The organism is Acinetobacter sp. ANC 4862 (assembly GCF_004336635.1).
Lineage (GTDB): Bacteria > Pseudomonadota > Gammaproteobacteria > Pseudomonadales > Moraxellaceae > Acinetobacter.
In genome coordinates this window covers 117,062-140,465 of the sequence record NZ_SJXH01000002.1, presented here as the reverse complement: position 1 = coordinate 140,465, position 23,404 = coordinate 117,062, and the positions used below count along the sequence as shown (strand labels likewise).

Below are 23,404 nucleotides of genomic sequence, written 5' to 3'. Positions count from 1 at the left end.
CCTTTATCTGTCCAGCACGATTATTTCGCGCTATTTACTTTTACGATTTGGTCAAAGATGCCGCCATTTTCAAAGTGCACTTTTTGAACTTTGTCCCAACCAGAAAATTCCTGCTCAATGGTGACAAGTTTAAGTGGCTTGAATACATTACTGTATTTTGCTAACACTTTTGCGTTACGTGGACGGTAGAAGTTACGTGCTGAAATCTCTTGCCCCAATGGTGAATACAAGAAGTTCAAGTAACCTTGCGCCAAGTATTTGTTGCCTTTTTTCTCAGCATTTTTTTCTAAGATCGCAACAGGTGGCTCAGCCAGAATAGACAGGCTAGGCGTTACGATCTCGAATTTACCGGGCTGTTCACGAAGCGCTAAGTGCGCTTCATTTTCCCAAGCCAGTAATACGTCACCAATGCCGCGCTCAGCAAATGTTGTGGTTGCACCACGTGCACCAGAGTCGAGTACTTTGGTATTTTTATAGATTTTACGAACGAATTCTTGCGCTGTTTTGTTGTTACCACCGGCTTGGTGTTTTGCCCAAGCCCAAGCTGCTAAATAGTTCCAGCGTGCACCACCAGATGTTTTAGGGTTGGGAGTGATAATGCCTACCCCTGGTTTAACCAAGTCGCCCCAGTCTTTTAGAGCTTTCGGGTTGCCTTTACGTACCAAGAATACGATTGTAGATGTATAAGGTGTTGAGTTTTGAGGAAGTTTCTTTTGCCAGTCAGCAGGAAGCAGTTTTGTTTTTTGTTCAATGACATCAATATCAGCAGCAAGAGCAAGTGTTACAACATCAGCATCTAAACCATCAATCACCGCACGCGCTTGTTTACCCGAACCACCGTGAGATTGCTTGAAGTTGATCTTTTGACCGGTGCGGCTTTCCCAGTATTTGCCAAACTGTTTATTGACATCTTCATAAAGTTCACGAGTTGGGTCATAAGAGACATTTAAAAAGTCTTTTGCCAGCGCACTAAAAGATGTTGCAGAGATCACTGCTGCTAAAACCCCTAACTTTAATTTTGCTGAAATGCTCATGCCAACCTCAATATTCTTAACTGTTTTGTAACATGAATGCAGAATAACGCCATTCTTTATGCATAAAAAATAATAAAAAATGAATTTTATATGAATAAAAGAGATAAATTAAACTTATTCTGGATCCAAAGCATTGGCCTTATCAATAAAGCCAATGCTGCTCTTGATCTTCCAGGATTATTTGGTGCTATTTGCTTTCACGATCTGGTCAAAAATGCCGCCATTTTCAAAGTGAGCTTTTTGCACTTTAGTCCAGCCACCGAATTCCTTGTCAATCGTTACCAGTTTCAAAGGTTTGAATACGGGTTTGTATTTTGCCAAGACAGCGGCATTGCGTGGACGATAGAAGTTTTTAGCTGCAACGGTTTGACCTGCAGGTGAATAGAGGTAGTTTAAGTAAGCTTTAGCCACAGTGAGGTTGCCATCTTTCTGTGCATTCTTTTCAACAATTGCTACTGGCGGTTCTGCCAAAATAGACAATGATGGTGTGATGATTTCAAACTTGCCCGGCTGTTCACGAATCGCTAAGTGCGCTTCATTTTCCCAAGCCAGTAATACATCACCAATGCCGCGCTCAGCAAATGTGGTGGTTGCACCACGTGCGCCAGAGTCGAGTACTTTGGTATTTTTGTAGATTTTACGTACAAATTCTTGCGCTTTTGCATCATTGCCGCCTGCTTGGTGTTTCGCCCAAGCCCAAGCTGCTAAATAGTTCCAGCGTGCACCGCCAGACGTTTTAGGATTTGGGGTAATGATGCCGACATCTGGCTTAATCAAATCACCCCAGTCTTTAATGCCTTTCGGGTTACCTTTATGTACTAAAAATACGATGGTTGATGTATATGGTGTAGAGTTATTTGGAAACTTTTTCTGCCAGTCTTTTGGCAGCAGATTTGAGTTTTCTGCAATGGCATCAATGTCTGCAGCCAGTGCTAAAGTCACGACGTCTGCATCCAGGCCATCAATGACTGAACGTGCCTGTTTGCCGGAACCGCCGTGAGATTGTTTGAAGTTGAGCTCTTGACCTGTAGACTTCTTCCAATACGCACCAAACTCTTTATTATAGTTTTCATACAATTCACGGGTTGGATCGTAAGAAACATTTAAAAAGTCTTTTGCAAGCGCACTAAAAGACGTTGCCGAAATAAGTGCTGCTAAAACCCCGATTTTTAATGAGCGCATTTTTGCTATCCTTTACATTTAAATTATTTATGTTTTGTACAAGGCGGAGAATAGCGTTATCTATTAGGGTGAAAAAATAATAAGAAACGAATTTGATATGAATAAAACTGCTATCAATTCAGCGTCGCTATTTTTAAACTAAGTCATCATTCACAGGATGTTTGCATATGCCATGTTTTAAAAATGCACAGGAAATAAACGAAATTTCATTATTGGATCGTGCTTTCCATTATGGTGATGGCTGTTTTACGACTGCGCGGGTTCGGCATGGTAAAATTGAGCTTGAAAACTTGCATATGGCGCGACTGCATTTAAGTTGTGAACGGCTGCTGTTAAAAGCAGATTTAAGCTTGATTCAAAAAAGCTTGGTTTTACTGCAACAACAATTTCTGGAAGTGAATGGCACGCTTAAAATCATCATTAGTCGTGGTGAAGGGCAGCGCGGATACAGCTTGCCTGATCATCCGGCAGATGTATGGGTGTTTTTTTATCCCAAAGTGGTTGATGATTTTCAAGTTGAAAAAATAAAATCGGGTGTACTGCAACAGGTCTTGGGACTGACCATGCCCAGCCTGGTCGGTTTAAAAAGCCTGAATCGTTTGGAACAGGTGTTATTAAAAAATGAGGCCGATGGACGTGGATGGGCTGAAGCACTGGTGACTGATGTGCAAGGCACTGTTGTTGAAGGAGTAAGCAGTAATTGTTTCATTCGATTAAACAATACATGGATTACCCCAGAACTTCGTTATAATGGCGTCCATGGTGTAATGCGGACAGAAATTTTATCTCGTATGCAGCAGCAAGGTATTCATTGCGAACAGCGTTTTATTGATATGGAAGAAATTTCAAAATTTGAAAGCCTGTTTTTCTGTAATGCCTTAAGTCCAATGAAAGTTGTGACTGAACTTAATCAGCAAGCTTTGAATGTTCAAGCCTGTATTGAACTGTTTAATATCCTTCAATTGACTCAGATTCGTTAATATGTCCAGCACAAACAAAAACTCAAAAAAGAAAGCCACAAAAGTATTTCCATTGAAAGGTTTCATCGTTCTATTCATGGGTTTCGTGGTCATGGCTTCAGTCATTTTATGGTCAAGCTTATTTAAGGCTTATCCTGTCGAAGGTGAAAAGCAGCTGCTGGCGATCGGAACAGGTGATACTTATTCAGGCTTTATTAATCGTTTAGCCAAAGAAGATAAAGTCAGTTTCCCGATTATATTAAAGCTTTATCAAAAATTTATCATTCATGACACTATGAAAGCCGGTGTATATGAAGTGCGTCAAGGGATGACGATTCGTCAAGTGATGGATATGCTCGCGAATTCTGAAAATGCACAAATGAATCGCATTCTGGTGATTGAAGGCACGACCTTTAAGCAGTTAATTGAACTTCTCAAGAAAGATGATTTAGTCACCAAAGAAGTGCTGAATCTTCCGCAAGATCAAATGCTGCAAGCATTGAATATTCCGTTTAATCATCCTGAAGGTTTGTTTGCGCCGGATACCTATTTCTTTGCCAAAGGCGAAACAGATAAAAAGATTCTGACAGATTTGTATAACCGTCAAATGAAATCTTTGGACGAAGCATGGGCAAATCGCGCCTCTGACCTACCTTATAAAGATAAATATGAAGCCTTGATTATGGCTTCAATTGTTGAGAAAGAAACCAGTCTCGATCGTGAACTGGAACAGGTCGCTGGTGTGTTTGTACGCCGTTTGAAAATGGGGATGCGTCTGCAAACTGACCCAACCGTGATTTATGGTATGGGAGATAACTATAAAGGCAATATCACCCGTACAGATTTGCGTACACCGACTGCCTATAATACCTATACCAACAGTGGTTTACCGCCAACTCCGATTGCCTTACCAAGTCAAAAAGCAATTGAAGCAGCGATGCATCCAGATGCATCAAACAATATTTATTTTGTGGCAACCGGTAATGGTGGACATAAATTTACGGCAAGTTTGGATGAGCATAATCGTGCAGTGCAGGATTACTTGTCAGTTTTAAAATCGAAGTAGGAGTGATGGATGTTTATTAGTTTTGAAGGCACTGAAGGTGTCGGGAAAACCACACTCATTCGTAAAATTTATGACTATTTGCAACAGCAAGGCCAGCAAGTGGTACTTACGCGCGAGCCGGGTGGTACCCCAATGGCTGAGCAAATCCGTTCGCTGTTGTTGTCGGTTAATCATGAAGAAAGCATGTCGAATGATACTGAATTGCTTTTAATGTATGCAGCACGTGCGCAACATTTACAGCAAGTGATTGTACCTGCATTGACTGCGGGTAAAACCGTACTGTGTGACCGTTTTACCGATGCCAGTTTTGCCTATCAGTGTGCGGGGCGTGGCTTAAGCAAAGAAAAATTGCAGTTATTGAATGCCAATTTTGTCTCACATATGCCGAATATCACCTTCTGGCTAGATGCACCGACTGAGTTGGGGATGTCGCGTGCGCGTGAGCGTGGTGCGCTAGATCGCTTTGAACAGGAGAAAGCCACTTTCTTTGAGAAAGTGCGTTCGGGTTATCAAGAGCTGTGGGAACAACAAGGTGAACGGATTAAGCGTCTAGATGCCACTCAGACATCAGATCAGGTGTTTGAACAGGCAGTAGCTTATCTGAAATAACTTTTTAGATTGAAACAAAGATCAAAAAGATCAGTGCTTAAGGTGAGTTATTCTTTTATATTCAGCATCATCAGGGATGAAGATGAAATATAAATGAAAAGTACCAAGGCCGAGATTATTTCTTTTTTACAGGCTGAATTTCCACAAAGTCTGGAAAAATGCGAAATAGAAACAGTGACTGAAAAAGCTGCATCCATTATTTATCATGTGGGTGCTGCTGATTTAAGACCGGGTGGAACAGTGTCGGGCCCGACCATGATGACCGCTGCTGATTATGCGCTTTATATTGCGATACTAGGCGAGATCGGCATTGTCGCGTTGGCAGTCACCACCAATTTATCCATCAATTTTTTAAGAAAGCCTACCGCAGAACAGGATATTCGTGCGGTTTGTCGATTAATGAAAGTCGGCAAGGCACTGATAGTCGGGGATGTATGGTTATATTCTATTGATTCGGAAGAACCTATTGCGCATGCTGTAAGCACCTATTCCATACCGCCTCAGCGATAAATAAATGTTATGCAGCATTAAAAAAGCCGAACAGAGATGTTCGGCTTTTTATTGTTTTTACCACTTTTAAAAACTAGGCTTCAGCATTGACCAATGGTGTTTCCACTTGAAAGCTAGGTGGAATTAGGATGGTTTTACGCAGTTCAGGTCCAAGCTCAGGATAATCCAGGGTGTAATGCAAACCTCGTGATTCCTTACGCTCCATGGCACAGCGAACTATCATCTCGGAAACCAAGACCAGATTACGCAATTCAATCAGATTTTTGCTGACTTGGTAATCCTGATAATATTCAGTGATTTCTCGTTTTAGCATTTCAATCCGGTGTAAGGCGCGTTCCAAGCGTTTGGTGGTTCGCACAATCCCGACATAGTTCCACATGGTTTGACGCAGTTCATCCCAGTTTTGCAAAATCACTACATCTTCATCCGGATTCATTACCTGAGAATCATCCCAAGCCGGTACATCGGGAGATTTATATTGGGTATTGAATTTACTTTCGATATGTTTTGCCGCACTCATTCCATAGACAAAACATTCTAAAAGTGAGTTACTGGCCATTCGGTTAGCACCATGCAAACCGGTATAAGAGGTTTCACCAATGGCATAGAGTCCTTCAATGTCGGTCTGGCTATTTTCATCGACCATCACTCCGCCACAAGTATAGTGAGCTGCAGGAACTACTGGAATCATGTCCTTGGTAATGTCGATTCCTAATTCAAGTAAACGTGCATAGAGGGTCGGGAAGTGCTCTTTAATAAACGCTTCATCTTTATGGGTAATATCCAGCCAGACATGACGGATACCCAAACGTTTAATTTCATAGTCAATGGCACGTGCCACAATGTCACGTGGTGCCAGTTCAGCACGTTCGTCAAAGCGCAGCATAAAACGTTCACCATCAGGTAAGCGTAAATAAGCGCCTTCGCCACGCATGGCTTCAGTAATTAAAAATGAACGTGCTTGAGGATGATAAAGACAGGTCGGGTGGAACTGGTTAAATTCCATATTGGCAACGCGGCAACCGGCACGATAGGCCATGGCAATACCATCGCCGGTCGCAATATCGGGATTGGAGGTATACAGATAGGCTTTCATTGCCCCGCCACACGCAAGAGCGGTAGAAGGTGCTAAAAAGGTATGTACTTTTTCAGTTTTTTCATCCAGCGCATATAAGCCAAGAGCACGATTGCCTTGATCTTTTAGCCCTAATTTTTGCGAAGTAATTAAATCAATCGCAATATAATTTTCAAAAATAGTGATGTTGTGTTTTTCTTGGGCGCGTTCAACTAACGTGGTTGAAATGGCACGACCGGTTGCATCTGCAGCATGAATAATACGTCGTTGCGAATGCCCGCCTTCACGGGTTAAATGCAGTTGTTCTTGCTCATCTAAGGTGAATTGCACACCATGCTTTAAAAGGAAATCAACCGAAGGTTTGCCACCTTCTACTGTCTGTTTTACCGCCTCAATCTCACATAGTTGTGCGCCTGCAATCATGGTGTCATCAATGTGCTGTTCAATTGAGTCGGTTTCATCCAGAACAGCTGCGACACCGCCTTGCGCATAAAAAGTGCTGGCATCTGTCAAGGTCGATTTTGCCAAAACTGCAATATTGAAATGATCGGGTAGCGATAAAGCCAGACTTAAACCTGCACCGCCACTTCCCACAATGATCACATCAAAATGATGCGTTGTGTTTAAATTAGACATGTCAATCAGCTAATTCGAAAAAAAGTTCGCTAATGACACCGCTTTTTTGATCAAAAAACAAGAGCAAATATGCTAATGTATGATGAGAAAAAGTAATAAACCAACAAACTTTTAAGAAAACTTTAAGCTGTTGTTTATACAAATATAATCAAACATATTATTACCCAAGATAGACAAAGTTTATGCTAGAAACTGTCTACACATATTTATAATGAAATGGAGCGAATGCTTTATATGAAAAATCGCTATGTACAAAAAGGAATTTATGCTGCGGTATTTACGATAGCTGCAGCGCAAACACAAGCAGCATCCTCAGTAGATTTTTCCAATCTGGTAGAACAAGTTAGCCCGGCAGTTGTGAGTGTAAATGTCGTTAAAAAAATGACAGAGCAAGAATTGCTACAGCAGCAAGTTCCTGAAATATTAAAACGTTTCTTTGGTAATCGGGTGATTATTCCACAGCAACAAGCACCACAAGAAAAAACGGGTTATGGCAGCGCATTCTTTATCAGTAAAGATGGTTACCTTTTAACGAATCATCATGTGGTAGAAGATGCTTCTAAAGTCACGATCATGCTGAGCGATCGCCGTGAAATTGATGCGACTGTTGTCGGAAGTGATGAGCGTACCGATGTTGCGCTTCTAAAAGTCAATGGCTCGAATTTCCCTGAATTACGTACCGGCAATGTCGATCGACTCAGAGTGGGAGAGCCGGTACTGGCTATTGGTTCTCCGTTTGGTTTTGACTATTCTGCATCAGCCGGTATTGTCAGCGCAAAAATGCGCAACATGATGGGAGAAACCTCGGTTCCATTTATTCAAACCGATGTGGCTTTGAATCCCGGGAATTCGGGTGGTCCACTATTTAATCAAGATGGTGAAGTGGTTGGGGTAAACTCACGAATCTTTAGTGGTACTGGCGGATATATGGGTTTGTCATTCTCTATTCCGATTGATGTGGCCATGGATGTGGCAGAGCAGCTGAAAAAGAATGGCAAGGTCACGCGTTCATACTTAGGAATAATGCTGCAGGATATTGATCGTACCCTTGCAGAATCTTATCACCTGTCCAAACCTGAAGGTGCACTGGTGACACAGGTAGCGCCAAATTCACCCGCAGCCAAAGCCGGCTTTAAGTCGGGCGATGTCATCTTGAAATATAATGGTTCACCCATTTCAAGAACTTCTGATTTGTTGAATTATTTAAACCGGACTACGCCTAATCAAGTGATTCAGTTGCAAGTTTTACGCGATGATAAAACCCGCAATATTTCGGCGACTGTGACGACTGCTCCAGATGACACCCCGGCAAAAGTGGAACAAACCGCCCAACAAAAAGGTCCTGTTATAGGCGTTAGCATTCGCAACCTAACCGCTGCTGAACAGGCACAGCTAGATATTAAAGGCGGTATTTTGGTAGAGGAAGTGAAGCGAGGCGGTATTGCTGCACAATCGCGCCTGATTGCAGGCGATATCATTACTCAAATCAATAATAAAACCATTCTGAATAGTGAGGATTTTATTAAATCTGTATCTGACTTGAAAAAAGGTTCAATTGCTCGGGTTTCGATTATTCGTCAAGATCAACGCGCAATTTTGGGAATGCGTATCGAATAAGCTTGATAAATGAACAGCAAAACCACTCTGAAAATGAGTGGTTTTTTTATGTTTTGCAATTTTACTCTATCTTAAAATTACGTAGACTGTGTTTCCTTGAACGAAATTTTTGTAACGAGTACGGGTTTAAAGAATATATGAGCACAGTTTTTGATTTAGAAATGACCGTTCAAGCAGATCATATTGACAGTTTGGGACATGTGAATAATGTGGTGTATATGCAGTGGATACAGGAAGTTGCGACTGCCCATATTGAAGCTTTGGGTTTGGGGCTTAAAGAATACCTTGAATTGAAGCATGCAATGGTGGCGATTGAGCATCATGTGCAATATCGTAAAGCGGCATTTGAAGGCGAAAAAATTATTTTGCGTACCTGGTTGAATGATCTCAATGCACTGTATTCTTTCCGTCAATACGTCTTCTATCGTCCTCACGACCAAAGTATTTTATTTACAGGAAATACCAAATGGGCATGTATCGAAATCGCAACAGGTCGACCAAAACGCATGTCACCGACGTTTACCCAAGCCTATCAACCGATAGCAGCTGAGATTAACCCGCTAGATTTCACCAATATTAATTTAAAAGGTTAATATTGATCCCTACATTCCTGTCGACTACGGCTTAAAAGACCTGATTTAATTATTGTCATAACATTCATATATCAATACTTGAGCGAGGATGGTTTATAGCAAAGTTTTGCAGAAGAAACTGACTATTTTAAAAAGCTCTATGTATTTTTAACTATCTACTGCTTATACTGTGCAACATCTTCGGAATATCCTTTTTTGCACGTCATAAATACTTTGTTTGTTCGAGTATGTGATTGTGTGTTTTGATTTAGAGTAGTTTATGGCAGTTGCTAAAAAGTCAGTTAATATCAACAATATACGAAATTTTTCGATTATTGCACATATCGATCATGGTAAGTCGACGCTTGCAGATCGATTTATTCAAACCTGTGGTGGTCTGCAAGCTCGCGAAATGCAAGCGCAAGTCCTTGACTCTATGGACATTGAGCGCGAACGCGGAATTACCATTAAAGCTGCGTCAGTCACCTTGTATTACACTCATCCAAATGGTCAAGAGTATCAACTTAACTTTATTGATACTCCAGGACACGTTGACTTTTCGTATGAAGTGTCACGCTCGCTAGCAGCCTGTGAAGGTGCTTTATTGGTTGTTGATGCGGCACAGGGTGTTGAAGCACAGTCTGTTGCTAACTGCTATACCGCGATTGAACAAGGTCTTGAAGTTCTTCCTGTTTTAAACAAGATTGATTTACCTCAGGCTGAACCTGAGCGTGTAATTCAAGAAATTGAAGATATTATCGGGATTGAAGCGACAGAAGCACCGACCTGTTCTGCGAAAACAGGTTTAGGTGTTGAAGGTGTTTTAGAAACATTGGTCAATGTGATTCCGCCACCGGTCGGTGATCGTGATGCTGCTTTACAAGCCTTGATTGTCGATTCTTGGTTCGATAACTACTTAGGCGTGGTTTCGCTGGTTCGTGTTAAAGAAGGTCGTATCCGTAAGGGCGATAAAATGCTGGTCAAATCGACTGGTCAAACCCATATCGTGACCTCGGTAGGGATCTTTAACCCTAAACACACTGAAACAGGTGAGTTAGAAGCCGGTGAAGTGGGCTTTGTGATTGCCGGGATTAAAGATATTTTTGGTGCGCCAGTGGGCGATACCATCACTTTAGCGGCTACACCAGATGTTGCTGTATTACCGGGTTTTAAAAAGGTTAAACCGCAGGTCTATGCAGGTTTGTTCCCAATTGATGCCAGCGATTTTGAACCGTTCCGTGAAGCGCTGCATAAATTACAAATTAATGACTCTGCATTGTTCTTCGAACCTGAAAGTTCGGATGCCTTAGGTTTTGGTTTCCGTTGTGGCTTCTTGGGCATGCTACACATGGAAATTGTACAAGAGCGTTTAGAGCGTGAGTACGATTTAGACCTTATCAGCTCTGCACCAACGGTAATTTATGAATCGTTAATGAAAAATGGCGAAACCATTTACATCGACAGTCCATCGAAAATGCCTGATGGTTCAATGGTTGAAGATTTACGTGAACCGATTGCTGAATGTCATATCTTGGTTCCTCAAGAATACTTGGGTAACGTCATGACATTATGTGTTGAACGCCGTGGTGTTCAAAAAGAAATGAAGTTCTTGGGTAAACAAGTGTCATTGACCTTTGAAGTACCTTTGGCTGAAGTGGTGATGGACTTCTTTGATAAATTGAAATCATGTTCACGCGGTTTTGCCTCACTCGATTATAACTTTGTCCGTTTTGAAAGTTCATCATTGGTCAAAGTGGATGTCCTGATTAATGGTGAAAAAGTGGATGCCTTGGCGATGATTGTTCATCGTAATGATGCGCGTCACCGTGGTATTGCACTGGTTGAAAAAATGAAAGAGCTGATTCCACGTCAGATGTTTGATGTCGCGATTCAGGCTGCAATTGGTGCACAAATTATTGCGCGCTCGACTGTAAAAGCCATGCGTAAAAATGTATTGGCTAAATGTTATGGTGGTGACGTTTCACGTAAGAAGAAACTTCTATCCAAGCAAAAAGAAGGTAAGAAACGCATGAAGCAAGTGGGTAGTGTTGAAATCCCGCAAGAAGCGTTCCTGGCTGTATTGAAAGTAGAAAGATAATAAGATTGAGGATATAAGCCCATGGATTTTGATTTTAATTTAATCCTTGTACCAGCCACATTAATATTCTTTTTGGTGTGGTTGTTGGATAAGTTTGTCTTTAAACAAAGACAAACTCTAGGCAAGGATAATGAAAATTTCATTATTACATGGGCTTATGACTTTTGGCCGGTGTTGGCAGTAGTTCTGATCCTGCGTTCATTTTTATATGAGCCTTTTAATATTCCATCAGATTCGATGGTGCCGACATTAGAAACTGGTGATTTTATTCTGGTCAATAAATTCAACTATGGAATACGTTTACCTATCGTAAATACCAAAGTGATTGACGTGGGTGAACCCGAACGTGGTGATGTAATTGTATTCCGTTATCCACCACAACCGACCATTAGTTATATTAAACGTGTTGTGGGTTTGCCAGGTGATCATATTGTTTATGATCATGGTCAGCTTTCAATTAACGGTAATAAGGTCGCTAAAGTTCCAGTTGAATTTAGCCGTGAAAAAGACATTTTAGATACGCCAACCTCGATTTATCATCAAGAAACACTGGGTAAGCACACCTTTAAAATACGTGAGCTTGAGGGTGTAAATGTCGCACGCCAAGCGCCATTTATTAATTATGTTGAAAATGGTAAATACTCGGCTGAAAATGGTTTATATTGGGAAGTCAAAGTTCCACAAGGTCATTACTTCGCGATGGGGGATAATCGCGATCAAAGTGCTGACAGTCGTTTTTGGGGCTTTGTACCGGAAGAAAACCTAACAGGTCGTGCATTCTATATCTGGATGCATAAAGAGCCTGGTTTTAAATTGCCGTCATTTAATCGTAACGGTAAAATTGATTAAGCATGATTGGAAAAATAACAAATGCGTAAAAATCAACAAGGTGCATCATATATTGGAATTTTGATTGCAATCATTGGTTTTGCTTTTTTGGCAAAAATTGCAATTGCAGTCTGGGGACCGTATTGGGATGATCGAGTTGTAGATGGCCAGATTACAGAGCTAATGCAAAGTAGTCCAGCGAATACAACGCCTGAGAAATTTGCTGAGCAAATGTCACAGCGTTTTGATATGAATGGGATTCGTGATATCAATTTTAAAGATATTGCACAGGTTACCAATATCGATGGTCTGCAAGTGAAAAAAGATTATGAGATAAGAAAGCCATTCTTACTCAATATAGATTTAGTGTTAAAGTTCGAGAAAAGTTTTGATCAAAGGTCAGTCCAAACTAAGTGATATGCACTTGGTCAGCCGTATCGGTTATCAGTTCAAACAGCCTGAATTATTGCAGCTTGCACTGACACATCGGTCGGTGAGTCATAAATCTAACTACGAGCGTCTAGAGTTTTTAGGCGATTCGTTGTTAGGGATGATCATTGCCCATTATTTGTATCAAGCCTACCCTCGTGAAAATGAAGGGCGTTTAACGCGTATGCGTGCCACATTGGTTCGTCAAGAAGCATTAGGCAAAATTGCAAACGATTTGAAACTTGGTCCGTGTTTAATCTTAAGCACAGGCGAGTTGAAATCGGGTGGACATCATCGAGAATCTATTCTTGCTGATACTGTAGAAGCGATTATTGGTGCAATTTATGTCGACTGCAATGATTTAAAAGTCTTGCAAGAGATCGTACTGAAATGGTACGAGCCATATTTAGACCATATTGAGCCTACAGACCAACTCAAAGATCCCAAATCACGCTTACAGGAATATTTACAGGCTCGTAAAAAGCCTCTCCCTATTTACGATGTTGTGGATATTCAAGGTGATGCCCCGAATCAGCATTTCAAAGTGGAATGTATTATCGACGGTTTGCCTGTATTGTATGGTGAAGGATCCAGCCGTCGCTTTGCTGAGCAAGCAGTAGCGGCAGATATTTTAAAACAATTGGAGCAGTAATCTGCATGACTACACATTCTGATCACATCGATGCTGATCACGAGCCGCAAAGCAACGGCAACGACCTGATTAATGATTTTTTCAGTTCACAAGGCACAACTATTCCTGCAGATTTTAAAAGTGGATTTGTAGCCATTGTGGGACGTCCAAACGTGGGTAAATCTACGTTAATGAACCATATTTTAGGTCAAAAACTTTCTATTACTTCACGTAAGCCGCAAACGACCCGTCACAAGATTGTCGGTATTGATACACGTGAAAAGTCTCAGGCAGTCTTTGTGGACACGCCAGGGATGCACAAAAAAGAAGTCCGTGCCATCAATAAAATGATGAACCGTGCGGCATCTTCTGCACTACGTGATGTGAACTTGGTGCTATTTGTTGTCGATGCTCAAAAGTGGACTCAAAACGATGAACTGGTTTTAGAAAAACTTAAAAATGCAGAAATGCCCGTTATTCTAGTGATCAATAAAATTGACACTTTTGAAAATAAAAACAGTGCCTTACCATTGATTCAAGAGCGAGCGAAGTTGATGAATTTCGCAGAAATTGTTCCTGTTTCAGCTTTGCGTGCCTCAAATCTTGATCATTTGCGTGACACGATTGAAAACTATTTACCGTTTCAGCCACCTTTGTATGCATTGGATCAAATTACTGATCGTTCAGAGCGCTTCCTTGCATCTGAAGTGATTCGTGAAAAGATCATGCGTCAGTTAGGTGAGGAACTGCCGTATGATTTAACAGTACAGATTGAGTCATTCAAGACTGAAGAAGCGACTGTTCATGAAAAAACGGGCCGTCCAAAACCAGCATGTACCTATATCGATGCGACGATTTTTGTTGATCGCCAAGGTCAAAAGGCCATTGTGATTGGTGAAAAAGGTGCCAAACTGAAAAAAATTGGTATGGATGCGCGTGCTGATATGGAAAAAATGTTTGAACAAAAGATCATGCTGACACTTTGGGTTAAAGTGAAAGGTGGTTGGTCTGATGACGAACGCGCATTGAAAAGTTTAGGTTATAGCGATATCTAAACAGTTTTGATAAGCAACTCTTTTGTAGGGAATAGTGATGATCAAAGTATTGGCAGTTGTAGCATGTGTTTTATTTCTGCAAGGCTGTATTCATAAACTTGTCACTGTCCCTGTAAAAGTGGCTTATAAAACCACGAAGGGCGTAGTTAAAGGAACTGCTGCCGTCGTAGGTGCGGTCATTCCTGATGGGGATGATGAAGAAAAAGATTCTAATAAGAAAAAAGACTAGATTTAGTTATTCATGCGAAATGAAATATTGCATGGCTATTTAATCCATCATCGTAAATACCGTGAGCGCAGTCATATCGTGCATTTGTTTACGCAGGAGCATGGTCGTGTTGATGGAATCTTAAGACAAACGCCACCTCCGCAATACCAACCGATTTGCTTACAAGCTTCAGGAAAATCGGATCTTAAAAATTTTACTAAACTAGAAATTGTCAATCAGCCAGTTTTTTTCTTTGGCGATGCCTTCTTTTCTGGCTTTTATTTAAATGAACTTATTCTTCGTTTGTGTCCAGTTGAAGCCGAAATGCCACAAACCTTTGTGCAATATCATCAGACCTTACAACAACTGCAACAATTGGCACAGCACGAAAATCCTCATCTTTTTTTACGGCAAATTTTACGCCAGTTTGAACATGCCTTATTAGAAGAATTGGGCTATGCACTCGACTTTAGTACTGATGCTCAGCAGCATGAGATTCAGGCAACTCAAAATTATCAATTTCAGCTCAATGAAGGTTTTATTCCCACCACACAACAGTCACGCTCAACTTTATCGGGACAGCACATTCTGTCGATGCGTGATTATGAAAAGGGTAGGGATTTTAACCCGGAGCAGTTACAATTGTTGGCTCAACTGTATCGGCAGATGATCACCTCTCTTTTGGGAGACCGACCGCTGAAAAGCCGTCAATTGTGGGTTCAAAATACTCAATCTAAATCTCAATCTTAATTTTTAATCATGGTTAGGAAATTGTTATGGCTGCATTGCTTGGTGTAAATATTGACCATGTGGCGACATTGCGACAGGCGCGCGGAACCACTTATCCAGATCCAGTCAAGGCTGCATTGATTTGTGAACAAGCCGGTGCAGAAGGGATAACCCTGCATTTACGTGAAGACCGTCGCCATATTCAGGATGATGATGTACGTCGTATGCGTCCGTTATTGAAAACGCATATGAACCTGGAAATGGCTGTGACTGCTGAAATGGTTGAATTTGCCAAAGAAATCAAGCCGCATCATGTTTGCTTTGTTCCAGAAAAACGTCAGGAAGTAACCACTGAAGGTGGTCTGGATGTTTTAGGGCATTTTGAAGATGTTAAAGCAGCCACCCAAGCCTTAACTGCGATTGGTTGTGAAGTGTCTTTGTTTATTGATGCCGATATTGCACAAATTGATGCCGCAATTGCTTGTGGTGCGCCGACCATTGAAATTCATACCGGTGCTTATGCAGATGCAAAAACAGTAGAAGCACAACAACATGAACTTGAGCGTATTGTTCAAGGGGTAGAATATGCAGCTTCTAAAGGTTTGTTGGTGAATGCAGGACATGGTTTAAACCTTGAAAATGTCACGCCAATTGCTCAAATTCCACAAATTCATGAACTTAATATTGGTCATTCCATTATTGCCGATGCTGTGTTTGTGGGTTTGGCTCAAGCCGTTCAACAAATGAAAGCTGTCATTAAATCAGCAAGATAAGTTTTTAGAATTATGTCGTTAATAAATTATGATGATCTTATGAAGCCCGTTTTGGGCTTTTTGGGATGTGAAACGCCAAAAGCATGGTTAGATGAAGCCATGAATAACCTCGAGTTACTCATGCAAGATCATGCCAATTGTGAAAAAAAAGCAGCAGGTACGGCCATGAACCTGATGTTTCGCTATACCTTCTTTACCGATTTACAGGTTAAGCTGGCACAGTTGGTGCGTGAAGAAATGTTGCACTATGAACAAGTGCTTGAACTAATGACCAAACGTGGGCAGGAATGGCAATCGATTAGTGCGGGTCGTTATGCAGGTGGATTGCGTAAAGAAGTACGGACGTATGAGCCTGAAGCTTTAATCGACATTATGGTCATTGGTGCTTTTGTTGAAGCACGTTCATGTGAGCGTTTTTATGCGCTCGCACCGCTTGTAGATGAAGACTTGGGTAGATACTACCGCTATCTTCTCAAGTCTGAATCTCGTCACTTTGAGGATTACTTGGCATTAGCACTAGATGTCGCTCAAAACTCCAAGTTAAAAAATCCTAAAGAAGATATTCAGCAGCGTATTGCACACTTTCGTGAAGTTGAAAAAAACCTGATTTTAATTCCAGATGATTTATTCCGCTTTCATAGTGGTGTACCGAGTAAAGCTGCTTAATCTATAGTTTTTGATCTATAATTCTTTAAAAATCCTCTATTTGAATAGGGGATTTTTTATATCTTATTATTTTTAAATTTTAAAACAAAAATGCCAACCTAAATGGATTAGATTGGCATGATTAAATCAGGCTGATTTTTATTTAGACTGAATTAAGCTTCAATGGTTTGTACGGCAATTTTTTTGGCAGGATCAACTTTACGACGTACAGCCGGAACCGGTTCGCCATAGTATTGACGGTCGGCAAAGTAGCTTGAACGAACCATAGGGGCTGCCCAAATATTTTTGAAACCGAGCTTTTGACCATGCGCTGTATAGCGTTCAAATTCTTCCGGTGTTACGAAGCGGTCAATCGGTGCATGCTGCTTGGAAGGCTGTAAATACTGACCGATGGTGATGTAATCCACATCATGCGCGCGAAGATCATCAAGCAGTGCCAGCACTTCTTCTTCAGTTTCACCCAAACCCACCATCAATCCACACTTGGTTGGAACGTCAGGGCAATATTCTTTAAACATTTTAAGCAGGTCTAATGAATGCTGATAGTCAGAACCTGGACGCATCGCTTTATACAAACGTGGCACAGTTTCAATGTTGTGGTTGAATACGTCTGGCGGGCATTCCGTCATAATGCGTAAAGCCACGTCCATACGACCACGGAAATCTGGAACTAGAATTTCAAGTAAGGTTTTTGGGCTTAATTCACGTGCTTCTTTAATGCAGTCTACAAAGTGTTGAGCACCACCATCTCGAAGGTCGTCACGGTCAACAGAGGTGATCACCGCATATTTTAAACCTAAGTTAGCAATGGTTTCTGCCATATGACGGGGTTCATCCGGATCAAGTGCATTTGGACGACCATGTGCAACGTCACAGAACGGGCAGCGACGGGTACAGATATCACCCATAATCATAAAGGTTGCAGTACCGCCACCAAAACATTCCGGCAGGTTAGGGCAAGCCGCTTCTTCACAAACCGTATGTAATTTTTGTGCGCGTAACGTTGTTTTAATCCGTTGAACTTCATCAGGAGCCGCCATTTTGACGCGAATCCAATCCGGTTTGCGTGGCGTTTCAACCGTAGGTACAACTTTTACAGGAATACGAGCGACCTTCTCTGCGCCACGAAGTTTGACACCCTGTTCTGGTTTACGGTTTTCAGACATATTCAACTTTTCCACTGTTTTTGACGGGGGAGATGCGAGACATAATAGCCTGTGTATTATAGCGAACTTAGGCTCAAATAGGGCAAAAACGATATTCATTTAAAAAATGTGGTTATCACTCAATATATGTCAGCTAAATACACCAAATGCATGGGAATTACGTCATAATATAACTCAGATTGATTAAAGATAGATTTTGATTAAAGGAGCGTTGAATGCCACGTAAAAAAGAGGTCGTTAGTGGAACTTTCGTTAAATACGACGCGGTAGTTCTCGGTTCAGGCCCAGCTGGTGAAGGCGCAGCAATGAAACTTGCTAAATCAGGCAAGCGTGTTGCAATTGTTGATATTCGTGAGCAGTTAGGTGGTAACTGTACTCATGTAGGAACTATTCCAAGTAAAGCATTGCGTCAAACGGTATCGAGCATTTTACGTTACCAACGTGACCCAATGTTCCAGAAAGTGGGCGACTGGAAACAGTTCACCATGAAACAAGTATTGCGTAATGCACATAAAGTGATTCAGCAACAGGTTGAAACACACTCGCGTTTTTATGATCGTAATAAAATTGATATTTATCATGGTCGTGCATACATCCAAGATCAAAATACCGCACTGATTTTCAGTGATGACGGGATTAAAGAAACCATTGTTTTCCAGCAATTGGTGATTGCGACAGGTTCGCGTCCATACCGTCCAGCGGCGCTTGATTTTAATCATCCACGTGTATTTGATTCAGATAAAATTTTGGATCTGGATTTTTCAATCCAGAAAATCATCATTTACGGTGCCGGTGTTATTGGTTGTGAATATGCGTCGATCTTCATTGGTCTGGACCATAAAGTTGATTTGATTAATACACAGCACAAATTGTTGAGTTACTTGGATGATGAAATTTCTGATGCCTTGTCTTACCGTTTGCGTGAACAGGGTGTATTGATTCGTCATAACGAACAACTGGATCATCTTGAAACATTTGATGATCATGTGGTGATGTATTTACAAAGTGGTAAGAAAATTAAAGCTGACGCCATTTTGTGGTGTAACGGCCGTTCAGGTAATACTGATGGTTTAGGCCTGGAAAATGTGGGTATTCAACCCAACAGCCGTGGTCAGTTAACCGTAAATGATCAGTACCAGACTGAAGTGGAAAATATCTACGCTGCCGGTGACGTGATTGGCTGGCCATCGCTTGCTTCTGCTGCTTATGACCAAGGTCGTTGCGCAGGTTCAAACATGAGCGGTGAACATGTTGCACCAGTAACGGATATTCCGACAGGTATTTATACCATTCCGGAAATTTCTTCGATTGGTAAGACTGAACAGCAATTGACTGAAGAAAAGATTCCTTACGAAGTAGGGCAAGCGTCTTTCCGTCACTTGGCACGTGCGCAGATTACTGGTGACACTGTCGGTGAGTTGAAGATTCTATTCCATCGTGACACGCTGGAAATTTTGGGTGTCCATTGTTTTGGTAACAATGCTTCAGAAATTATTCACATTGGTCAAGCGGTGATGAATAGTGGTAACAACACGATTAAATATTTTGTTGAAACTACGTTTAACTATCCGACGATGGCGGAAGCGTACCGTGTGGCAACATTGAACGGTATGAACCGTTTATTCTAAGTCTGATTTAAAGTCTTAGATTGAAAAACCCGTAAGTGAAGGCTTGCGGGTTTTTTATGCAGCGCATAAAGCGAAATTTTGACAATTATAAAATGAGCACTGTGAAGTAGAGTTCATCAGGGGATTTCATCAAATCTGCGGACTGTATTTTTTTGCGATCAGCATTTGGGAAATTAACTCATTCCCATTTTCAGGGTTGTTGAATGACAATATTCATAGATTTTTTTAATGTTTTTTGCTCATTTCAGAGAGTAACTCAAGTTGGATTTCTTGTATTTCAGCCAGCCGATCCCACTGATGCATTAACAGATGATCTAATTTTTCATGCAAATGTTGAATTTCCAGCTCAGCTTTTAAGTTAATTTGATAATCATTTTGTGAACGCAATCTATCTTTTGCTTCTTGTCTATTTTGGCTCATCATGATTACCGGTGCTTGAATAGCCGCTATACAGGACAGGATTAAATTTAACAGGATAAAAGGATAAGGATCAGCAGGATGTGAGACCATAACCACCGTATTCACAATAATCCAGATGGCTAAAAAAATACCAAAACAAATCAGAAAGGCCCAACTTCCACCAAAAGACGCAATTTTATCTGCCAGTCTTTCACCAAAAGTCCAGTTTTGGTCGAGTTTGGTTTCAACATTTTTTGTGATGAGTTCATGCTGTTGCATGCTGTTAATCACTTCATACTCAAGATCAGTCACTTCACCTTTTTCAGACTTTAACAATGAATGAACATACTGAATTCGATACTTGGTTAAATCTGCCTGGCAAATATAACTTTGAGGTGACCATTCTGGAAAATCCTGTGAAATTACTTCTGTAATGGCTTTGCGTACTGTACCCATCGGGATGAGACTTTTTAGCGGAAAATGTTTTCCACAAACCAGACATTTATAAGATTCATTTTTTTCACTCATGATCACTCTCTTTTCTAATCATCCTGAAATTATTGGATAAACACTGTCGATTATATCTTAACCATGTTTGGAGTTTTTCACTGCCTATATTGTTGATTTTTTCTATGCTAAATATTGGATTCAGAAAGTTTCTGATCATGTGGCTTAGTTGTTTTTTCAGCAGGAAACAAATTCATCCACAGTTGAACCATCCTCAGTGAACCTTTCATTTTCACCAATTTTTACCGTGATTACCTTTGGACTGGTGATGCTCTAACTCACCATCCTGAATAGTGGTGACAGTTTCAAAACTACGGTATGGATGCATAACCAAGCAACTAGACAACGGAGAGTTAGGGTGCGAAATTTGCTGGAATATTGAATTGAGCAATTTAAATGGTGAAAGGTGCAGAACAAAAAATTTGAACATCTTGAATCTTGGTTATTGTTATTTCAGGATGTTCAAAACTGGGCATTTTTATAATTTTTTTATTGTTTTTATTTAAGTAACCTTTAGAAAGGTCGACCTCCTGCAAGACTGATGCGTTTCAATAAACGGCGTTGATTGGCAGGGAAAGGGCGGCGTGAATGTAGCGTGACTTGATTGTCCCAAAAGACGATGTCGCCTTGTTGCCATTGATGTTCATAACGAAATTCTGGCTTGAGTAGATGTTCGCGTAATGAAGCGATTAATTCACTCCCAGCCTGATCATCATAATTCACCAATTCCACTTCACTTCGTGTATTCAGCCAAAGCGCTTTGCGACCACTTTCCGGATGCGTGCGTATCAAAGGATGTGGGTAAGCATGCCCAATAATCGGTTGATCTTTAAAACGGTATAAAGGACTGCTGCCATAACCATTGCTATCATTATTTTGAACCTGTTGTCGACGAACAAAGGGGTTGTAGGTGATTAGTTGTAATTGATCAATATGCTGTTTGGTTGCCTCATCGAGTGCTTCATAAGCCTTAATGGTATTGAACCATGAGGTTTGACCACCATCTTCTGGAAGTTCTATGGCATAGAGTAATGAACCAAATGAAGGTTGTGGCGTCCATTGATGATCGGCATGCGGTGAAAGTTCACCATGACCAGTGTAATCGCCTTGACCCACGGCATTAGACACAGGAACAACATCGGGTGGAGTGCCGGTATCTGATTGCGTTGCAAGTACTGGATTGTCTGCACTTGGGCGGAAAATAGAGCCAAAATAGCTGCTAAAAGCCAAGTACTGTAAATCATCCAGGCTTTGGTTTTTGAAAATTAAAATCAGGTGTTCAGCCAAGGCTTGTTTCAGCCGGTGGATCGTTTCGCCGGCTTGGGCTTTGCGGGCATCCAAACCAGAAACAACGGCACCTAATGCTTCACCCTGTAAGGGAATAATGCTGATTTCTTTTGGGTTTTGAAATTGTTCTACCTGATGCCAACGCGGTGCATCATGAATGGCTTGGGATAGTTGGGGAAGGCTGGTCATCTTTTTCTCAAATTATTTTGCTGTGAAAAAAATCTAATCAAAAATGACCAAAATGCAAAATCAAAAGAACTGCTAAACTTATGAAATAACAACGAAAAATAATTAAATAAATGATTATTAAGTTTTTAATATAAACAGCAAAAGAAAGCAGTTTTTTTGCTGTTTAAGTGCTGATTTTTAAGCATTAATGTGGACAGAATACCTGATTGAAATATTCAAACAGTTGCGGTGTTTTGAACCACAATAGAATGGCCAGACTGAGCAACCCCACCACTGCTAGGCCAATCAGGATTTTTAAGCCACGTAGAGAATCAGTCATGAATCACAGCCTCCTCATTGACAAAGAAATGCACCAGTACACCCACCAGACTAAGCACGATTGAAAACATCCAAACCATATTGTAGTTGCCCGTCATGTCGTGATTGACACCACCGAGCCATCCGCCAAAAAATGAACCAACTTGATGGGTAAAAAATACCAGACCACTGAGCATGGAGAGGTATTTCACTCCGAACATATTCGCCACAATACCGTTGGTTAGCGGCACAGTAGAGAGCCAGAGTAATCCCATAATCACACCAAAGCCATAAATTGTCCACGTGCTTAAAGGCAGTGCCAAAAAGGTGATAATTGCAATCCCGCGCAAACCGTATAAGCCCATCAATAATTTAGGTTTAGAGTATCTTCCACCGAGCCAGCCTGCACTATATGTACCGACAATATTAAATAAACCAATCAAAGCCAGAAAAATAGTACCGGTGGTGGCATTAAAACCATGATCAATCAGATAGCCGGGTAAATGAATCCCAATAAACACCACTTGAAAACCACAGACAAAAAAGCCCAAAGCTAAGAACCAAAAGGGGATATGGTTTTTGGCAATCATCAGGATTTGTTTAAAGCCTAAAGCGGGTTTATCGATATCTGATGATGTCTGAGGCGCGACATACATCGGTGCTTTTAACATCCATGCCAAAGGAATAATCAGGGCAATCAGAATGGCACTGACCACCAAGGCTGCTGACCATCCAACACTTTGTAAAAGTAGCAGGGTTGAGGGCAACATAATAAATTGCCCAAATGAACCTGCGGCACTGGCGATTCCCATTGCAAGGCTGCGCTTTTCAGGATGCGCGGCACGTCCTACCGCGGAAAGTAATACTGGGAATGAGGTGGCGGATAAGGCGAGTCCCAAGATTAGACCGACACTTAAATTTAGCATTAAACCCGTGGAACTGAAGGCCATGAGCAATAAACCGATGCTGTATAAAGCACCGCCCACTGCAACTACAATTTTACTGCCATACTTGTCCGCAAAAGCACCAGTGATGGGTTGTACTGCACCCCAGATTAAGTTTTGCATCGCAATGGCAAGACTAAAGACATTATGTCCCCAACCAAACTCATGACTCATAGGTACAAGATACAGCCCAAAAGCATGTCTTACCCCTAGGGATAACGCCAGAATCAGCGCACTTCCAATTAACATGTAAATAAGAGGTTTGGAAAAACGGGTATCTGACATAATTCATCCATGCTGCGATTGCGAT

The 23,404-nt window shown here is 41.2% G+C and carries 25 protein-coding genes; 16 read left to right on the top strand and 9 right to left on the bottom strand.

Annotation, left to right across the window (positions count from 1 at the left end; all coding sequences use genetic code 11):
* Window positions 1–20: 20 nt before the first annotated feature.
* Both E0409_RS01580 and E0409_RS01575 read right to left on the bottom strand, forming a co-directional pair.
* On the bottom strand, window positions 21–1,034 hold the full coding sequence (locus tag E0409_RS01580; RefSeq protein ID WP_131286913.1) for a sulfate ABC transporter substrate-binding protein: 1,014 nt from the start codon (window positions 1,032–1,034) through the stop codon (window positions 21–23).
* A gap of 177 nt (window positions 1,035–1,211) precedes the next feature.
* Window positions 1,212–2,216: a sulfate ABC transporter substrate-binding protein gene (locus E0409_RS01575; protein ID WP_131286912.1), complete on the bottom strand. Its 1,005-nt coding sequence runs from the start codon at window positions 2,214–2,216 to the stop codon at window positions 1,212–1,214.
* A gap of 167 nt (window positions 2,217–2,383) precedes the next feature.
* On the opposite strand from E0409_RS01575, the gene pabC reads away from it, so the two are divergent.
* The 4 genes from pabC (at window position 2,384) to E0409_RS01555 (ending at window position 5,360) form a co-directional block, all read left to right on the top strand.
* Complete coding sequence (pabC, locus tag E0409_RS01570) at window positions 2,384–3,196, top strand: aminodeoxychorismate lyase (RefSeq protein ID WP_131286910.1); 813 nt, start codon at window positions 2,384–2,386, stop codon at window positions 3,194–3,196.
* 1 nt (window position 3,197) lies between these two features.
* Window positions 3,198–4,241: an endolytic transglycosylase MltG gene (mltG, locus tag E0409_RS01565; protein WP_131286908.1), complete on the top strand. Its 1,044-nt coding sequence runs from the start codon at window positions 3,198–3,200 to the stop codon at window positions 4,239–4,241.
* A gap of 9 nt (window positions 4,242–4,250) precedes the next feature.
* On the top strand, window positions 4,251–4,850 hold the full coding sequence (gene tmk, locus E0409_RS01560; RefSeq protein ID WP_131286906.1) for a dTMP kinase: 600 nt from the start codon (window positions 4,251–4,253) through the stop codon (window positions 4,848–4,850).
* 93 nt (window positions 4,851–4,943) lie between these two features.
* Window positions 4,944–5,360 (top strand): PaaI family thioesterase, encoded by a 417-nt coding sequence (locus tag E0409_RS01555; RefSeq protein ID WP_131286904.1) that lies wholly within the window; start codon window positions 4,944–4,946, stop codon window positions 5,358–5,360.
* 73 nt (window positions 5,361–5,433) lie between these two features.
* Here E0409_RS01555 and nadB read toward each other — a convergent pair whose 3' ends face one another.
* On the bottom strand, window positions 5,434–7,077 hold the full coding sequence (gene nadB / locus E0409_RS01550) for an L-aspartate oxidase (RefSeq protein ID WP_165541286.1): 1,644 nt from the start codon (window positions 7,075–7,077) through the stop codon (window positions 5,434–5,436).
* Window positions 7,078–7,305: 228 nt separating this feature from the next.
* Here nadB and E0409_RS01545 point away from each other — a divergent pair, with 228 nt between their 5' ends.
* The 11 genes from E0409_RS01545 to E0409_RS01495 all read left to right on the top strand — a co-directional run bounded on the left by E0409_RS01545 (window position 7,306) and on the right by E0409_RS01495 (window position 16,677).
* Window positions 7,306–8,688 (top strand): Do family serine endopeptidase, encoded by a 1,383-nt coding sequence (locus E0409_RS01545; protein WP_131286900.1) that lies wholly within the window; start codon window positions 7,306–7,308, stop codon window positions 8,686–8,688.
* A gap of 137 nt (window positions 8,689–8,825) precedes the next feature.
* The gene (locus tag E0409_RS01540) at window positions 8,826–9,281 is read left to right on the top strand and encodes an acyl-CoA thioesterase (protein ID WP_131286899.1); all 456 of its coding nucleotides are present in this window, start codon (window positions 8,826–8,828) and stop codon (window positions 9,279–9,281) included.
* Between the two features lie 259 nt (window positions 9,282–9,540).
* Window positions 9,541–11,358, top strand: coding sequence for a translation elongation factor 4 (gene lepA / locus E0409_RS01535; RefSeq protein ID WP_131286897.1), 1,818 nt, complete (start codon window positions 9,541–9,543; stop codon window positions 11,356–11,358).
* Window positions 11,359–11,379: 21 nt separating this feature from the next.
* A complete protein-coding gene (lepB, locus tag E0409_RS01530; RefSeq protein WP_131286895.1) occupies window positions 11,380–12,207 on the top strand; it encodes a signal peptidase I in 828 nt (275 codons plus the stop codon).
* 21 nt (window positions 12,208–12,228) lie between these two features.
* Window positions 12,229–12,603 carry a DUF4845 domain-containing protein gene (locus E0409_RS01525; protein ID WP_131286893.1) on the top strand — a complete coding sequence of 125 codons (375 nt, stop codon included), beginning with the start codon at window positions 12,229–12,231 and terminating at the stop codon, window positions 12,601–12,603.
* On the top strand, window positions 12,575–13,267 hold the full coding sequence (rnc, locus tag E0409_RS01520; RefSeq protein WP_131286891.1) for a ribonuclease III: 693 nt from the start codon (window positions 12,575–12,577) through the stop codon (window positions 13,265–13,267). Before E0409_RS01525 ends, rnc begins: the two co-directional genes overlap by 29 nt.
* 5 nt (window positions 13,268–13,272) lie before the next feature.
* The gene (gene era / locus E0409_RS01515; protein ID WP_067725015.1) at window positions 13,273–14,301 is read left to right on the top strand and encodes a GTPase Era; all 1,029 of its coding nucleotides are present in this window, start codon (window positions 13,273–13,275) and stop codon (window positions 14,299–14,301) included.
* 37 nt (window positions 14,302–14,338) lie between these two features.
* Window positions 14,339–14,530 carry an NF038104 family lipoprotein gene (locus tag E0409_RS01510; protein ID WP_131286889.1) on the top strand — a complete coding sequence of 64 codons (192 nt, stop codon included), beginning with the start codon at window positions 14,339–14,341 and terminating at the stop codon, window positions 14,528–14,530.
* A 12-nt stretch (window positions 14,531–14,542) separates the two neighbouring features.
* The gene (gene recO, locus E0409_RS01505) at window positions 14,543–15,259 is read left to right on the top strand and encodes a DNA repair protein RecO (protein ID WP_131286887.1); all 717 of its coding nucleotides are present in this window, start codon (window positions 14,543–14,545) and stop codon (window positions 15,257–15,259) included.
* Between the two features lie 26 nt (window positions 15,260–15,285).
* Window positions 15,286–16,011 carry a pyridoxine 5'-phosphate synthase gene (gene pdxJ, locus E0409_RS01500; RefSeq protein WP_131286885.1) on the top strand — a complete coding sequence of 242 codons (726 nt, stop codon included), beginning with the start codon at window positions 15,286–15,288 and terminating at the stop codon, window positions 16,009–16,011.
* Window positions 16,012–16,023: 12 nt separating this feature from the next.
* A complete protein-coding gene (locus E0409_RS01495) occupies window positions 16,024–16,677 on the top strand; it encodes a MiaE family protein (protein ID WP_131286883.1) in 654 nt (217 codons plus the stop codon).
* Window positions 16,678–16,829: 152 nt separating this feature from the next.
* On the opposite strand, the gene lipA is transcribed toward E0409_RS01495, so the two are convergent.
* Window positions 16,830–17,843, bottom strand: coding sequence for a lipoyl synthase (lipA, locus tag E0409_RS01490; RefSeq protein ID WP_131286881.1), 1,014 nt, complete (start codon window positions 17,841–17,843; stop codon window positions 16,830–16,832).
* Between the two features lie 215 nt (window positions 17,844–18,058).
* Here lipA and sthA point away from each other — a divergent pair, with 215 nt between their 5' ends.
* The gene (sthA, locus tag E0409_RS01485) at window positions 18,059–19,471 is read left to right on the top strand and encodes a Si-specific NAD(P)(+) transhydrogenase (protein ID WP_131286879.1); all 1,413 of its coding nucleotides are present in this window, start codon (window positions 18,059–18,061) and stop codon (window positions 19,469–19,471) included.
* A 225-nt stretch (window positions 19,472–19,696) separates the two neighbouring features.
* Here sthA and E0409_RS01480 read toward each other — a convergent pair whose 3' ends face one another.
* The 5 genes from E0409_RS01480 to E0409_RS01465 all read right to left on the bottom strand — a co-directional run bounded on the left by E0409_RS01480 (window position 19,697) and on the right by E0409_RS01465 (window position 23,379).
* Complete coding sequence (locus E0409_RS01480; RefSeq protein WP_131286877.1) at window positions 19,697–20,398, bottom strand: DUF1003 domain-containing protein; 702 nt, start codon at window positions 20,396–20,398, stop codon at window positions 19,697–19,699.
* A gap of 211 nt (window positions 20,399–20,609) precedes the next feature.
* Window positions 20,610–20,807: a pirin family protein gene (locus E0409_RS16935; protein ID WP_131286875.1), complete on the bottom strand. Its 198-nt coding sequence runs from the start codon at window positions 20,805–20,807 to the stop codon at window positions 20,610–20,612.
* Between the two features lie 83 nt (window positions 20,808–20,890).
* A complete protein-coding gene (locus E0409_RS01470; protein ID WP_131286873.1) occupies window positions 20,891–21,853 on the bottom strand; it encodes a TauD/TfdA dioxygenase family protein in 963 nt (320 codons plus the stop codon).
* Between the two features lie 184 nt (window positions 21,854–22,037).
* Window positions 22,038–22,172: a hypothetical protein gene (locus tag E0409_RS16890; RefSeq protein ID WP_286364046.1), complete on the bottom strand. Its 135-nt coding sequence runs from the start codon at window positions 22,170–22,172 to the stop codon at window positions 22,038–22,040.
* The gene (locus E0409_RS01465; RefSeq protein WP_131286871.1) at window positions 22,165–23,379 is read right to left on the bottom strand and encodes an MFS transporter; all 1,215 of its coding nucleotides are present in this window, start codon (window positions 23,377–23,379) and stop codon (window positions 22,165–22,167) included. The genes E0409_RS16890 and E0409_RS01465 overlap by 8 nt, the downstream gene beginning before the upstream one ends.
* Between the last annotated feature and the right edge of the window lie 25 nt (window positions 23,380–23,404).

Coding starts and splice junctions, on each gene's coding strand:
- tmk (WP_131286906.1), top strand. CDS start 4,251: ATGTTTATTAGTTTTGAAGGCACTGAAGGTGTCGGGAAAACCACACTC.
- E0409_RS01545 (WP_131286900.1), top strand. CDS start 7,306: ATGAAAAATCGCTATGTACAAAAAGGAATTTATGCTGCGGTATTTACG.
- lepB (WP_131286895.1), top strand. CDS start 11,380: ATGGATTTTGATTTTAATTTAATCCTTGTACCAGCCACATTAATATTC.
- lipA (WP_131286881.1), bottom strand. CDS start 17,843: ATGTCTGAAAACCGTAAACCAGAACAGGGTGTCAAACTTCGTGGCGCA.
- E0409_RS01510 (WP_131286889.1), top strand. CDS start 14,339: ATGATCAAAGTATTGGCAGTTGTAGCATGTGTTTTATTTCTGCAAGGC.
- lepA (WP_131286897.1), top strand. CDS start 9,541: ATGGCAGTTGCTAAAAAGTCAGTTAATATCAACAATATACGAAATTTT.
- E0409_RS01465 (WP_131286871.1), bottom strand. CDS start 23,379: ATGTCAGATACCCGTTTTTCCAAACCTCTTATTTACATGTTAATTGGA.
- pabC (WP_131286910.1), top strand. CDS start 2,384: ATGCCATGTTTTAAAAATGCACAGGAAATAAACGAAATTTCATTATTG.
- E0409_RS01470 (WP_131286873.1), bottom strand. CDS start 21,853: ATGACCAGCCTTCCCCAACTATCCCAAGCCATTCATGATGCACCGCGT.
- E0409_RS01495 (WP_131286883.1), top strand. CDS start 16,024: ATGTCGTTAATAAATTATGATGATCTTATGAAGCCCGTTTTGGGCTTT.
- E0409_RS01580 (WP_131286913.1), bottom strand. CDS start 1,034: ATGAGCATTTCAGCAAAATTAAAGTTAGGGGTTTTAGCAGCAGTGATC.
- E0409_RS01525 (WP_131286893.1), top strand. CDS start 12,229: ATGCGTAAAAATCAACAAGGTGCATCATATATTGGAATTTTGATTGCA.
- recO (WP_131286887.1), top strand. CDS start 14,543: ATGCGAAATGAAATATTGCATGGCTATTTAATCCATCATCGTAAATAC.
- E0409_RS01480 (WP_131286877.1), bottom strand. CDS start 20,398: ATGAGTGAAAAAAATGAATCTTATAAATGTCTGGTTTGTGGAAAACAT.
- E0409_RS16935 (WP_131286875.1), bottom strand. CDS start 20,807: ATGTTCAAATTTTTTGTTCTGCACCTTTCACCATTTAAATTGCTCAAT.
- sthA (WP_131286879.1), top strand. CDS start 18,059: ATGCCACGTAAAAAAGAGGTCGTTAGTGGAACTTTCGTTAAATACGAC.
- E0409_RS01555 (WP_131286904.1), top strand. CDS start 4,944: ATGAAAAGTACCAAGGCCGAGATTATTTCTTTTTTACAGGCTGAATTT.
- mltG (WP_131286908.1), top strand. CDS start 3,198: ATGTCCAGCACAAACAAAAACTCAAAAAAGAAAGCCACAAAAGTATTT.
- E0409_RS01575 (WP_131286912.1), bottom strand. CDS start 2,216: ATGCGCTCATTAAAAATCGGGGTTTTAGCAGCACTTATTTCGGCAACG.
- E0409_RS01540 (WP_131286899.1), top strand. CDS start 8,826: ATGAGCACAGTTTTTGATTTAGAAATGACCGTTCAAGCAGATCATATT.
- era (WP_067725015.1), top strand. CDS start 13,273: ATGACTACACATTCTGATCACATCGATGCTGATCACGAGCCGCAAAGC.
- E0409_RS16890 (WP_286364046.1), bottom strand. CDS start 22,172: ATGACTGATTCTCTACGTGGCTTAAAAATCCTGATTGGCCTAGCAGTG.
- pdxJ (WP_131286885.1), top strand. CDS start 15,286: ATGGCTGCATTGCTTGGTGTAAATATTGACCATGTGGCGACATTGCGA.